This is a genomic window from Cellulomonas sp. C5510 (genome assembly GCF_019797765.1).
In the GTDB taxonomy this organism is placed as follows: domain Bacteria; phylum Actinomycetota; class Actinomycetes; order Actinomycetales; family Cellulomonadaceae; genus Cellulomonas.
In genome coordinates this window covers 420,185-433,001 of the sequence record NZ_CP081862.1, presented here as the reverse complement: position 1 = coordinate 433,001, position 12,817 = coordinate 420,185, and the positions used below count along the sequence as shown (strand labels likewise).

Here is a 12,817-nt window from a genome sequence, read left to right as displayed (position 1 = left end):
GTCCCCTCAGCTCTTCAGCAGGTTGATGTCGTCGACGGACGCCGACTTCCGGGTGCGGAAGATCGACACGATGATCGCCAGGCCGACGACCACCTCCGCCGCGGCGACGACCATGACGAAGAAGGCCATGACCTGGCCCGTCAGGTCCCCGTGCATCCGGGAGAAGGTGACCAGGGCGAGGTTCGTCGCGTTGAGCATGAGCTCGACGCCCATGAAGACGATGATCGCGTTCCGGCGCAGCAGCACCGTCGCGGCGCCGAGCGAGAACAGGATCGCGGACAGCACCAGGTAGTTCGTCAGCGTCACGGCTGCGTCTCCGTCCGGGTCGAGGCGCCGCCGAGGTCGATGTCGGTCTGCGGTCCGGTGGTCGTGCCCGGCGGTGCCGCGGGCGGGCGCGGCTCGTCGTCGGTGGTCCCGAGCGCGGCCTCGGCCTCGTCCGGGGTGACGGCCGTGCCGCGCTCCGCGAGGACGGCGGTGACCGCGCGCCGGTAGGTGTCGGCGCGGAACTCGGCGGTGCCCGCCTCCTGCCCGCGGATGCGCAGCACACGCGGCACCGACTCGTCGATGGGGTTGCCCTGCGGGTCGAGCGCCGGCACGTCCATCGCGTTGTGCCGGGCGTACACGCCGGGGGCCGGCAGCGGCGTCAGGCGGGTGCCGGCCGCGACGCGCGCGGCGGCCCGCTCGGGCTGCTTCACCAGCGGCTTGAGGCGCTGCCGGTGCGTGAGCACCAGGGCACCGAGCGCGGCGGTCACGAGCAGGGCGCCGACGACCTCGAGGCCGAAGACGTGCTGCCCGAACACGATCCGCGCGACGCCCACGGGGTTGCCGTCGGCGTTGGCGGACTCCAGCCCGGCGGCCGCCGGGAACGTCGCCCGGCCGATCACCGAGACCAGCACGACCGCGAGGCCGACGCCGGCGAGCCAGCCGATCCAGCGCTGACCGCGGATCGTCTCGACCAGCGAGTCGGACGCGTCGACGCCCACCAGCATGAGGACGAACAGGAACAGCATCATGACCGCGCCGGTGTAGACGACCACCTGGACGACGCCGAGGAACGGCGCCTCCTGCGCGATGTAGAGGAACGCCAGCGAGATCATGACCGTGATCACGCACAGCGCCGCGTGCACGGCCTTGCGCGCGAACAGCAGGCCGAGGGCCGCGAGCACCATGATCGGCGCCAGCACCCAGAACAGGACCGCCTCGGCGGTGCTCGGGCTCATCGGGCCTCCCCGCCCACCGGCTGGGTCGTGCCCGCCGCCCCGGCCCGGGCGCGCGCCGCCTCGAGCGTCTCGTCCTCCGGGCGGTGCTCCGCGACCCAGTCGACCTGGGCCGGCGTGGGCGCGGTGACCTCGCCGCGGTAGTACTCGGTGTCGGTCGTCCCCTCCACCATGGGGTGGGGCGCCGCGAGCATGCCGTCGACGAGCGGGCCGAGCAGGTCCTGCTTCTCGTAGATGAGGCCCTCGCGGGTCGGGCCCGCCAGCTCGAAGTCGTTGGTCATCGTGAGCGCGCGGGTCGGGCACGCCTCGATGCACAGGCCGCAGAAGATGCAGCGCAGGTAGTTGATCTGGTAGACGCGGCCGTAGCGCTCGCCGGGCGAGAACTGCTCGTCCGGGGTGTTGTCGGCGGCCTCGACGTAGATCGCGTCCGCGGGGCAGGCCCACGCGCACAGCTCGCAGCCGATGCACTTCTCCAGGCCGTCCGGGTACCGGTTGAGCTGGTGCCGGCCGTGGAACCGCGGCTTCACGGGCGCCGTCTCGAACGGGTACTGCTCGGTGACGGTGCGGCTGAAGAAGTTCTTCAGCGTCACGCCGAACCCGGCGGCGGGCGCGAGGGCGTCGGCCACCGCGCTGCGCTTCGGGATCAGCGACTCGTACGGTCGCACCCGCCCCGCGGCGGCGACCTCGCCGCCGCCGGCGTCGGCCTTCGCGACGGACCTGTCGGGCGTGTCAGCCACGCGGCACCTCCTGGGTGGGGGACTCGGGGGCGTCGCCCTCGTCGGACGCGCCGGCGGCGGGGCCGCCGACCAGCGCGGGGGACGCGGGCGCCTGGGCCTGGCGACGCAGCGCGCGCGGCGAGGGCGGCAGCGTCTGGCCGGGCAGCGGCGGGACCGGGAAGCCGCCGGCGAACGCGTCGAACGGCTCGTCCGAGCGGTCCGGCTCCGGCTCCGGCTTCTTCTCCGGGATGAGGAACGACAGGAGCACGACCGCGACGATCACGCCCGCGAGGACGAACATCAGGGTCCGGAGCTCGACCTCGGCGAACTGGCGGACGCCCTGGACCACCGCGACGCACACCAGCCACACCAGGGCGGCCGGGATGAGCACCTTCCAGCCGAACTTCATGAACTGGTCGTACCGGAACCGCAGCAGCGTGCCGCGGATCCACACGAACAGGAACATGAACAGCCAGACCTTGGCGACGAACCACAGCAGCGGCCACCAGCCGGTGTTGAACATGCCGTCGTTGATCGCGGACAGCGGCCACGGGGCGCGCCAGCCGCCGAAGAACAGCGTGGTCGCCACCGCCGAGACGTTGAGCATGTTGATGTACTCGGCGAGGAAGAACCACGCGAACTTCATCGAGGAGTACTCGGTGGTGTACCCGCCGACCAGCTCGCCCTCGGCCTCCGGCAGGTCGAACGGCAGGCGGTTGGTCTCGCCGACCATCGAGATCACGTAGATGACGAAGGCCGGCGCCAGCGGGATGAGCCACCAGAGGGTGGTCTGCGAGCCGACGATCTCCGAGGTCGACATCGACCCCGCGAGGATGAAGACGCTGACCAGCGACAGGCCCATCGCGAGCTCGTACGAGATGACCTGCGCAGTGGAGCGCACGGCACCCAGCAGCGGGTAGGTCGAGTTGGACGACCAGCCGCCGAGCACGATGCCGTACACGCCGACGGACGCGCACGCGAGGATGTACAGCACCGCGACCGGGAAGTCCGTGAGCTGCAGCGGCGTCACCACGCCGAAGATCGAGACCTCCGGGCCGAACGGGATCACCGCGTACGTGAGCAGCGAGCAGAACACCGCGATGAACGGCGCGACGAGGTAGACCAGCTTGTCGGCGGCCTTGACCGTCACGTCCTCCTTGAGCAGGAGCTTCATCGCGTCGGCCAGCGACTGGAACAGGCCGAACGGGCCGTGGACGTTCGGGCCGGGACGCAGCTGCATCCGGCCGACCACGCGGCGCTCGAACCAGATCGCGATGAGCACGCTGGTCAGCAGGAACACCAGGATGCCGACCGCCTTGAGCAGCCAGACCCAGAACACGTCCTGGCTGAAGTCGGCGGCGCCCCCGTCGACGGCGGCTGCCGGCAGCGCGGCCGGCAGGCCGGTGAGCACGGGGCTGAGCACGGCGCTCATGCGGTGACCTCCTCGTCGGCGCCGGTCGGGGCGTCGGTGGTGGCGGTGGTGGCGTCGGGGGCAGCGGCCTCGACCCGGACCAGGTCGCCCGGCAGCGCGCGGAGCGCATCCCGGACCTGGCTGCCGGCGGACGCGGTGGGCAGCCACACGACGTGGTCGGCCATGTCCGTCAGCACCACGGGCAGGGTGATCGCACCCGCGTCGGTGGACACCGTGACGCGCCCACCGGGCTCGATCCCGGCCGCGGCGGCCGTCGCGGCCGAGAGCCGCGCGACCGGGCGCTTCGCGGTGCCGGCCAGGAACGGCTCGCCGTCCTGCAGCCGGCCGGCGTCCAGCAGCTGGTGCCACGTCGCGAGCACGGCGTGCCCGGGCGCGACGGCCGGCGGCTCGGCGGACGCGGCGGCGGGCGCGGGCACCCGGGCGCCGTCCCACTCGCCGGTCAGCGCGTCCGCGTCGGCGTGCACGTCGGCGATCGTGCGCAGCCCGAGGGTGACGCCGAGCTCGTCCGCCAGCGCGTCGAGGACGCGGTGGTCGGCCATGGCGGTCGACGTGAGGGCCTGCGGGAACGGGCGGGGGCGACCCTCCCAGCTGACGAACGTCCCGGGGCGCTCCACCGGCGGCGCGACAGGCAGGACCACGTCGGCCAGGGCGGTGACCTCGGACGCGCGGACCTCGAGCGAGACGACGAAGCCCGCGGCGGCCAGAGCGGCGCGTGCGGCCGCGGGGTCCGGCAGGTCGCGGGGCTCGAGCCCGCCGACGAGCAGGCCGCCCAGCGTGCCGTCCGCCGCCGCGGCGAGGATCGCCGAGGTGTCGCGGCCCGGCTCCGTCGGCAGCTGCTCGACGTCCCAGGCTGCGGCCACGTCCACGCGGGCCGCGGCGTCCGCGACCGGGCGTCCGCCCGGCAGCAGCGTCGGCAGGGCGCCGGCCTCGACGCCACCGCGCTCACCCGCACGGCGCGGGATCCACGCGAGGCGGGCGCCCGTGCGCTCCGCCAGCCGCAGCGCGGCCGACAGCGCGCCCGGGACGGCGGCGAGCCGCTCGCCCACGAGCACCAGCGCACCCTCGGCGCCCAGCGCCGCACCGGCGTCGGCCAGCTCGCCGGAGCCGACGGCGTCGAGGACCTCGGGCTCGGTGCCCGGCGCGGCCTTGATCAGCGTGCCGTCCAGGCGCTCCAGCCCGCGGCTCGCGAACGGCGCGACGGACAGCACGCGCGTCCGGCCCGCGACCACGCCCTTGCGCAGCCGCAGGAACACGACGCCGGCCTCCTCCTCGGCCTCCAGGCCCGCCAGCAGCACGGCCGGCGCGGCCTCCAGGTCGCGGAAGGTCACGCCGAGCCCGGTGCCGGCGACCGCGTGGCCGAGGAACGCGAGCTCCTCGTCCGAGTGCGGCCGGGCACGCAGGTCGACGTCGTTGGTGCCGAGCACGACGCGGGCGAACTTCGCGTACGCGTAGGCGTCCTCGAGGGTCACGCGGCCGCCGGGCAGCACGCCGACGCCACCGGCCGCGCGGGCCTGCTCCAGGCCGTGCGCCGCGACCTCCAGCGCCTCGGCCCAGGAGGTCGGGTGCAGCTCACCCTTCGTGCCGTCCGCCGCGACGTCCCGCACCAGCGGGGTCGTGATGCGGTCGGCCGCGGACTGCCAGGTGAACGCGAAGCGGTCCTTGTCGGTGATCCACTCCTCGTTGACCTCCGCGTCCTCGCCCGCGAGGCGGCGCAGCACGACGCCGCGGCGGTGGTCGACGCGGATCGCCGCGCCGGAGGAGTCGTGCTCCGCCACGCCGGGTGTCGACACCAGGTCGAACGGACGGGCGCGGAACCGGTACGCCGCACCGGTCAGCGCGCCGACCGGGCAGATCTGCACGGTGTTGCCGGAGAAGTAGGACGCGAACGGCGAGCCGGACTCGTCGTCCTCGCTGGGGCCGACCGGGATGTCCGCGCCGAGCAGCACCGGGCCGTCCGCGGACAGGCGGTCCGCCGACTCCGGGGTGCCGCCGTCGGCGCCCGCGAAGCCCAGCACGTCGGCGTCGAACCGGCCGATCTGCTGCATCGCCCCGCGCTTCTGCAGGTCGATGAACGGGTCGCCCGCGATCTCCCGGGAGAACCGGGTGCAGCGCTGGCACAGGATGCAGCGCTCGCGGTCCAGCAGGATCTCGGTCGAGATCGCCAGCGGCTTCGGGAACGTCCGCTTGACGTCGACGAACCGGCTCGTGGCGCGGCCGTTCGACATCGCCTGGTTCTGCAGGGGGCACTCGCCGCCCTTGTCGCAGACCGGGCAGTCCAGCGGGTGGTTGATGAGCAGCAGCTCCATGACGCCGTGCTGCGCCTTGTCCGCCTCGGCCGACGTGCGCTGCGTGCGCACCTCCATGCCGGGGGTGGCGGTCAGGGTGCAGGACGCCTGGGGCTTCGGCATCTTCGCGAGGTTGCCGTCGCGGCCCGGGGCCCAGACCTCGACGAGGCACTGCCGGCAGGCGCCGGCGGGGGCGAGCAGCGGGTGGTCGCAGAACCGCGGGATCTGGATCCCGAGCTCCTCGGCGGCGCGGATGACCAGGGTGCCCTTCGGCACGGTGGTCTCGATGCCGTCGATGGTGAACGTGACGCCGTCCGTGGGCGCGGGGGCGCCGGAGGGCTTGGACGCTGTGACTGTCATCGCGGGGTCCTCGCGGAATCGGGAGCGCAGCGAGCGATTGAGTGGGGTGTGATCATGCGTGGGCTCCCGCGAGCTGGCCGGTGCGGCGCGGCGTGTAGGGGAAGAGGGCCGAGCGCTCCGGCGGGAACAGCACGTCCGCCGGGGTGTGGGTGCCGGCCTCGAACTCCTCCCGGAAGTACTGGATGGCGGAGGTGATCGGGCTGGTGGCACCGTCCCCGAGGGCGCAGAACGCCTTGCCGAGGATGTTGTCGCACAGGTCGAGCAGCAGGTCGATGTCGCCCGGGGTGCCCTGGCCGGCCTCGAGGCGCCCGAGCACCTGCGCCAGCCAGAACGTGCCCTCGCGGCACGGGGTGCACTTGCCGCAGGACTCGTGCTTGTAGAACTGCGTCCACCGGGAGACGGCCTTGACGACCGACACCGTGTCGTCGAACACCTGCAGGGCGCGGGTGCCGAGCATGGAGCCGGCGGCGCCGACCTCCTCGTAGGTGAGCGGCACGTCGAGGTGCTCGGCCGTGAAGATCGGCGTCGAGGACCCGCCCGGCGTCCAGAACTTCAGCTCGTGGCCCTCGCGGACCCCGCCGGCCATCTCCAGCAGCTCCCGCATCGTGATGCCGAGCGGCGCCTCGTACTGACCGGGCCGCTGCACGTGGCCGGACAACGAGAACAGGCCGTGGCCCGGCGACCGGTCCGTGCCCATGCGGCGGAACCAGTCCGAGCCGCCGAGCACGATGTTCGGGACCGACGCGATCGACTCGACGTTGTTGACGACGGTCGGCCGCGCGTACAGGCCGGCGACGGCGGGGAACGGCGGCTTGAGGCGCGGCTGGCCGCGGCGGCCCTCGAGCGAGTCGAGCAGCGCCGTCTCCTCGCCGCAGATGTACGCGCCGGCGCCGGCGTGCACGGTGACCTCCAGGTCGTACCCGCTGCCCAGGACGTTCTTCCCGAGGTAGCCCTTCGCGTACGCCTCCTCGACGGCCTTGAGCAGCCGGCGGTAGACGTGCACGACCTCGCCGCGCAGGTAGATGAACGCGTGGTGGCAGCCGATGGCGTACGACGTGATGGCGACGCCCTCCACCAGCACCTGCGGGTCCGCCAGCATGAGCGGGATGTCCTTGCAGGTGCCCGGCTCGGACTCGTCCGCGTTGACCACGAGGTAGCGCGGGCCGCCGTCGGGCGCGGGCAGGAAGCCCCACTTCATGCCCGTCGGGAAGCCGGCACCGCCGCGGCCGCGCAGACCGGAGTCCTTGACGACGGTCACCACGTCGGCCGGATCCATGGTCAGCGCCTTGCGCAGGCCCTGGTACCCGCCGTGGGCCTCGTACGTCCCGAGGGTCCACGGGCGGTCGGCGTCCCAGCGCTCGGAGAGCACCGGGGTCAGGGTCGTCTCGGCCATCACGACTCCTTCGCGGGGGTGTCGGTGGAGCCGGCGGCATCACCCGCGGGCTCGCTGGTGTCGTCGGCGCGGTGCTCGGCCTTCTCCTGCTCGGCGGTGCGCTCCGGCGCGCCGGCCGCGGGCCGGTCGACGCTGGACTGCGTGCCGCCGGGTTGCGGGGCGGAGGCGGCCGCGGGTGCCTCCGCGGCGGGGGCGGCGTGCCCGGCGTTCCCGGCCGCCGGCGCGTCGGAGCCGTCGAGCGCGGGCGCGCTCCAGCCCCTCTCACGGGCCAGCTCCAGGCCCCGCAGGGTGGCGGGTCCTGCCGCGACGCCCTCGTCGGCGAGCCCGTCGGAGAACCCGGCGAGCACGCGCGACACCTGCTTGAACGTCTGCACCCGGGAGGGGCCGCGGGTCGGGGCCACTGGCTCCCCCGCGATGAGCTTCCCGACGACCTCCGCCGCGGACTCCGGCGTCTGGTTGTCGAAGAACTCCCAGTTGATCATCATGACCGGCGCGAAGTCGCAGGCCGCGTTGCACTCGATGCGCTCGAGCGTGATCTTGCCGTCGGCCGTCGTCTCGTCGTTCCCCACGCCGAGGCGCTCGGTGAGGTCCTCCCAGATCGCGTCGCCGCCCATGATCGCGCAGAGCGTGTTGGTGCAGACGCCCACGGTGTACTCGCCGTTGGGGCGGCGCTTGTACTGCGTGTAGAACGTCGCGACCGCCGAGACCTGCGCGGTCGACAGGTCCAGCGTCTGCGCGCAGAACGCGACGCCCGCCGGGCTGACGTAGCCGTCCTCGCTCTGCACCAGGTGCAGCAGGGGCAGCAGGGCCGACCGGCTGTCCGGGTAGCGGGCGACGACCTGGGCGGCGTCGGCGGCGAGCCGCGCGCGCGTCTCCTCGTCGTACGCCGCGCGGGGCCGGCCGCTGCCGGGGACCCGCGGGTGGTCGATCGTGGTCATCAGCGGTCCACCCCTCCGAGCACCGGGTCGATCGAGGCGACCGAGCAGACGACGTCCGCCACCTGGCCGCCCTCGCACAGCACCGAGACGGCCTGCAGGTTGTTGAACGACGGGTCGCGGAAGTGCGCCCGGTACGGCTTGGTGCCCCCGTCGGAGACGAGGTGCACGCCGAGCTCGCCGCGGGGGTGCTCGACGGTCTGCCACGCCTGCCCCGCCGGGACCCGGAAGCCCTCGGTCACGAGCTTGAAGTGGTGGATCAGGGCCTCCATCGAGGTGCCCATGATCTCGCGGATGTGGTCGAGCGAGTTGCCCATGCCGTCGGAGCCGATGGCGAGCTGCGCCGGCCACGCGATCTTCTTGTCGCCGACCATGACCGGGGCCCCGCCGCGCTGGCCGCCGGCCTGGAGGCGCTCGAGCACCTGGTCGATGATCCGCATCGACTGGTAGCACTCCTCGATGCGCAGGACCATGCGGTCCCAGCAGTCGGAGCCCTCGGCGACCGGGACGTCGAAGTCGTAGGTCTCGTAGCCGCAGTACGGCGCGGCCTTGCGCACGTCGTACGGCAGGCCGGTCGACCGGAGCATCGGGCCGGTGATGCCCAGCGCCATGCAGCCCGCGAGGTTCAGCACGCCCACGTTCTGCAGCCGCCCCTTGAGGATCGGCTGGCCGAGCATGAGGTCCTCGAGCTGCTTCATGTAGCGCCGCACACCGACGAGCGCCTCGCGGATCGAGTCGAGCGCGCCCGGGGGGATGTCCTGCGCGACGCCGCCGGGGCGGATGTACGCGTGGTTCATGCGCAGGCCGCTGATGAGCTCGAAGATCCGCAGGATCTCCTCGCGGGCCGTGAAGCCGATCGTCATGATCGTCGTCGCGCCGAGCTCGTTGCCGCCGGTCGCCAGGCACACCAGGTGCGACGAGATCCGGTTGAGCTCCATCATCAGCACCCGGATCTGGGTGGCGCGCTCCGGCACGTCGTCGGTGATGCCCAGCAGCTTCTCGACCGCCAGGCAGTACGCGGCCTCCTGGAACAGCGGGGCGACGTAGTCCATGCGGGTGCAGAACGTCACGCCCTGGGTCCAGGTGCGGAACTCCATGTTCTTCTCGATGCCGGTGTGCAGGTAGCCGATGCCCGCGCGGGCCTCGGTCACCGTCTCGCCGTCGATCTCGAGCATGAGCCGGAGCACGCCGTGCGTCGACGGGTGCTGCGGGCCCATGTTGACCACGATGCGCTGCTCGCCGAGCCGGGCGGCCTCCTCGGCGATGTCGGACCAGTCGCCGCCCGTCGCCTCGAAGGTGCGCAGGCCGACGGTCTCGTCGTCGACCACGTGGCCCGTGGCGTGGACGTCCGGAGGGGTCTGGGTCGTCATGAGTACTGCCTCCGCTGGTCGGCCGGCGGGATGGTCGCGCCCTTGTACTCGACCGGGATGCCGCCGAGCGGGTAGTCCTTGCGCTGCGGGTGCCCGGGCCAGTCGTCCGGCATCTCGATCCGCGCCAGGTCGGTGCGGCCCGTGAAGACGATGCCGAAGAAGTCCCAGGTCTCCCGCTCGTGCCAGTCGTTCGCCGGGTACACCCCGACGGTGCTGGGGATCGTGGCGTCGCCCTCGGGGGCGGCCACCTCGAGACGCAGGCGGCGGCCGTGGGTGACCGACACCAGGTGGTAGACGGCGTGCAGCTCGCGGCCCGTGTCGTGCGGGTAGTGCACGCCGCTGACGCCGAGCGACAGCTCGAACCGCAGGTCCTGGTCGTCGCGCAGGTGCTGCGCGACCTCGACGAGGTGCTCCCGGGCGATGTTCAGCGTGAGCTCGCCGCGGTCCACGACGACGGACTCCAGCGCGGAGGCGGCGCCGGTGCCCGACGCGTCCAGCAGCTCGGTGAGCACGTCGACGACCTCGTCGAACCAGCCGCCGTACGGCCGCTCGCTCGGCCCGGGCAGCGCCACGGTCTGCACCAGGCCGCCGAACCCGGACGTGTCGCCCGAGCCGTGCACGCCGAACATGCCCTGCCGGGTCGTGACGACCTCCAGCGGCAGCGTCCGGTCGGCGGGCACGTTCTGCGAGCCGGCCTCGAGGGCCGCCTCGCTGGTCGTCTGCGCGCCGGCGTCCGCGCCGGACGCGTCACCGGCCTTCGCGGCCTCGGCGGCGTCGCGCTTCTCGTCGCTCATCGCAGCAGTCCCGTCATGTGCGAGGTGGGGGCGGCCTGGAGCGCGGCGGCCTCGACCTTGCGCGCGATCTCGGCGCGGTCCCGGCCGAGCGGCTCGTTCTTGATCTGCTCGTGCAGCTCGAGGATCGCGTTCAGCAGCATCTCCGGGCGCGGGGGGCAGCCCGGCAGGTAGATGTCCACCGGCACGATGTGGTCGACGCCCTGCACGATCGCGTAGTTGTTGAACATGCCGCCGCTGCTCGCGCAGACGCCCATGGACAGCACCCACTTGGGCTCGGCCATCTGGTCGTAGACCTGCCGCACCACCGGCGCCATCTTCTGGCTGACGCGGCCCGCGACGATCATGAGGTCGGACTGCCGCGGGGACGCCCGGAACACCTCCATGCCGAACCGGGAGATGTCGAACCGGGACCCGCCCGTCGCCATCATCTCGATCGCGCAGCACGCGAGGCCGAACGTCACCGGCCACAGCGACGCCTTGCGGACCAGGCCCGCGAGCGTCTCGACCGAGGTCAGCAGGAACCCCGAGGGGGCCTCTTCGATACCCATGTCAGTCCTCGTCCCACTCCAGGCCGCCGCGGCGCCACTCGTACAGGAACGGCACCGTGATCAGCGCCAGGAACCCGATCATCGCCACCAGCCCGAACACCGCGAGCTCGGCGAAGGACACCGCCCACGGGTACAGGAACACGACCTCGATGTCGAAGATGATGAAGGTCATCGCGACCAGGTAGTACTTCACCGGGAACCGCCCGCCGCCGACGGCGTGCGGGGTCGGCTGGATGCCGCACTCGTAGGCCTCGAGCTTGGCGCGGTTATACCGCTTGGGGCCGATCACGGCGCTGGCGGCGAGGCCGCCGACGGCGAGGACGGCAGCCACCCCCATCATGACGAGGAGGGGGATGTACGGGTTGGTCATCGGTTTGCTCTCCCGGTGGGGGGTGGAGTGCGGGCCGGTCGTGGGACGGCGGGGACGGGCGAGGTCCCCACGTCAGGGTGGTGCGGTCATGCGGCCGGCGCCAGCCGTGCGAGCGCCGCGATCGTCCGGTCCGCCCAGTCGCCGCCGTGCGGCTCGTAGCAGTCGGCGAGCAGCTTGTGCGTCAGCTTCATCACGGTCGGGCGGGGCAGCCCGTACCGCGTGCACGCGCGCATGACCTGGGGGTGCTCGATGAGCTTCACGAACACCCGGCCGAGCGAGTAGTAGCCGCCCAGGTCGTCCTTCATGCGCGAGCCGTACGTGGCGAGCGCGCGCTCCCGTCCGGCGGCGGTGCCCCGCGCGGCGGCCTGGACGATCGCGTCCGCCGCGACCCGGCCGGCCTGCAGGGCGTAGGCGATGCCCTCGCCGTTGAACGGGCTCACCATGCCGGCCGCGTCGCCGACCAGCATGAGGCCGCGGCCGTAGAGCGGGCCGCGGTTGAACCCCATCGGCAGCGCGGCCCCGCGGACGGGGCCGAGCTGGTTCTCCGGGGTGAACTCCCACTCCTCGGGGGCGTTCGCCATCCACGTCGCGAAGAGGTCCTTGTAGTCGACCTTCGTGGCGGCGGCCGTGGAGGACACCGAGCCGAGGCCCACGTTCGCGGTGCCGTCGCCCAGCGAGAAGATCCAGCCGTAGCCCGGCATGAGGTTCGACGCGTGGGGCACGCCGTCCCAGAGCTCGAGGTGGCTCTCCATCCACGGGTCGTCGTGGCGGGGCGTGCGGAAGTACGTGCGGACGGCCACGCCCAGCGGGCGGTCGTCGCGCTTCTCCAGGCCCAGGCCGGTCGCGAGGCGGGCGGAGACGCCGTCGGCGGCGATCACCACGGGTGCGCGGTACGTGACGGGGTCACCGGCGCGGCGGCCGTCCGCGTCGACCGGGCGGGCCTGCACGCCGATCACGCGGCCGGTGCGCTCGTCCAGCAGCGGGCCGGTGACGTTCGTGCGCTCCTGCACCTTCGCGCCGGCGGCGCGGGCGTGCTCGAGCAGCAGGTGGTCCAGCGACATCCGCGAGCGCGCCAGCCCGTACGACGGGTAGGACGACAGCTCGGGCCACGGCAGCTCGACGACGTGCCCGCCGCCGAGGACGCGCAGGCCGACGTTGCGGATCCAGCCGTCCTCCTCGCGCAGCGGGACGCCCATGCGGGCGAGCTCCGCGACGGCACGCGGGGTCAGGCCGTCGCCGCAGACCTTGTCGCGGGGGAACGAGGCCTTGTCGAGCAGCAGCACGGACAGGCCGGCGGCAGCGCAGTGGTAGGCCGCGCTGGACCCACCGGGTCCGGCGCCGACGACGATGACGTCCGCGTCGTCGCTCTTGCCACTGTGCACAGTTCGCCCCATTTG

The 12,817-nt window shown here is 73.1% G+C and carries 12 protein-coding genes; all 12 read right to left on the bottom strand.

Annotated elements, in window-relative coordinates; genetic code table 11:
* Positions 1-6: 6 nt before the first annotated feature.
* Positions 7-306, bottom strand: coding sequence for an NADH-quinone oxidoreductase subunit NuoK (gene nuoK, locus K5O09_RS01940; RefSeq protein ID WP_146833940.1), 300 nt, complete (start codon positions 304-306; stop codon positions 7-9).
* Positions 303-1,220 carry an NADH-quinone oxidoreductase subunit J gene (locus K5O09_RS01935; RefSeq protein ID WP_222171204.1) on the bottom strand — a complete coding sequence of 306 codons (918 nt, stop codon included), beginning with the start codon at positions 1,218-1,220 and terminating at the stop codon, positions 303-305. The genes nuoK and K5O09_RS01935 overlap by 4 nt, the downstream gene beginning before the upstream one ends.
* A complete protein-coding gene (gene nuoI / locus K5O09_RS01930; RefSeq protein WP_370635506.1) occupies positions 1,217-1,954 on the bottom strand; it encodes an NADH-quinone oxidoreductase subunit NuoI in 738 nt (245 codons plus the stop codon). The genes K5O09_RS01935 and nuoI overlap by 4 nt, the downstream gene beginning before the upstream one ends.
* Positions 1,947-3,365: an NADH-quinone oxidoreductase subunit NuoH gene (gene nuoH / locus K5O09_RS01925; RefSeq protein WP_222171203.1), complete on the bottom strand. Its 1,419-nt coding sequence runs from the start codon at positions 3,363-3,365 to the stop codon at positions 1,947-1,949. The genes nuoI and nuoH overlap by 8 nt, the downstream gene beginning before the upstream one ends.
* A complete protein-coding gene (locus tag K5O09_RS01920; protein ID WP_222171202.1) occupies positions 3,362-6,010 on the bottom strand; it encodes an NADH-quinone oxidoreductase subunit G in 2,649 nt (882 codons plus the stop codon). The genes nuoH and K5O09_RS01920 overlap by 4 nt, the downstream gene beginning before the upstream one ends.
* 52 nt (positions 6,011-6,062) lie before the next feature.
* Positions 6,063-7,403 carry an NADH-quinone oxidoreductase subunit NuoF gene (nuoF, locus tag K5O09_RS01915; protein WP_222171201.1) on the bottom strand — a complete coding sequence of 447 codons (1,341 nt, stop codon included), beginning with the start codon at positions 7,401-7,403 and terminating at the stop codon, positions 6,063-6,065.
* Complete coding sequence (gene nuoE / locus K5O09_RS01910; RefSeq protein ID WP_222171200.1) at positions 7,403-8,341, bottom strand: NADH-quinone oxidoreductase subunit NuoE; 939 nt, start codon at positions 8,339-8,341, stop codon at positions 7,403-7,405. The genes nuoF and nuoE overlap by 1 nt, the downstream gene beginning before the upstream one ends.
* Positions 8,341-9,708, bottom strand: coding sequence for an NADH-quinone oxidoreductase subunit D (locus tag K5O09_RS01905; RefSeq protein ID WP_222171199.1), 1,368 nt, complete (start codon positions 9,706-9,708; stop codon positions 8,341-8,343). Before K5O09_RS01905 ends, nuoE begins: the two co-directional genes overlap by 1 nt.
* The gene (locus K5O09_RS01900; protein WP_222171198.1) at positions 9,705-10,502 is read right to left on the bottom strand and encodes an NADH-quinone oxidoreductase subunit C; all 798 of its coding nucleotides are present in this window, start codon (positions 10,500-10,502) and stop codon (positions 9,705-9,707) included. Before K5O09_RS01900 ends, K5O09_RS01905 begins: the two co-directional genes overlap by 4 nt.
* Positions 10,499-11,050 carry an NADH-quinone oxidoreductase subunit B family protein gene (locus tag K5O09_RS01895; RefSeq protein ID WP_222171197.1) on the bottom strand — a complete coding sequence of 184 codons (552 nt, stop codon included), beginning with the start codon at positions 11,048-11,050 and terminating at the stop codon, positions 10,499-10,501. The genes K5O09_RS01900 and K5O09_RS01895 overlap by 4 nt, the downstream gene beginning before the upstream one ends.
* Before the next feature lies 1 nt (position 11,051).
* A complete protein-coding gene (locus tag K5O09_RS01890; RefSeq protein ID WP_222171196.1) occupies positions 11,052-11,420 on the bottom strand; it encodes an NADH-quinone oxidoreductase subunit A in 369 nt (122 codons plus the stop codon).
* Between the two features lie 86 nt (positions 11,421-11,506).
* On the bottom strand, positions 11,507-12,814 hold the full coding sequence (locus K5O09_RS01885) for a geranylgeranyl reductase family protein (RefSeq protein ID WP_222171195.1): 1,308 nt from the start codon (positions 12,812-12,814) through the stop codon (positions 11,507-11,509).
* Positions 12,815-12,817: the final 3 nt, after the last annotated feature.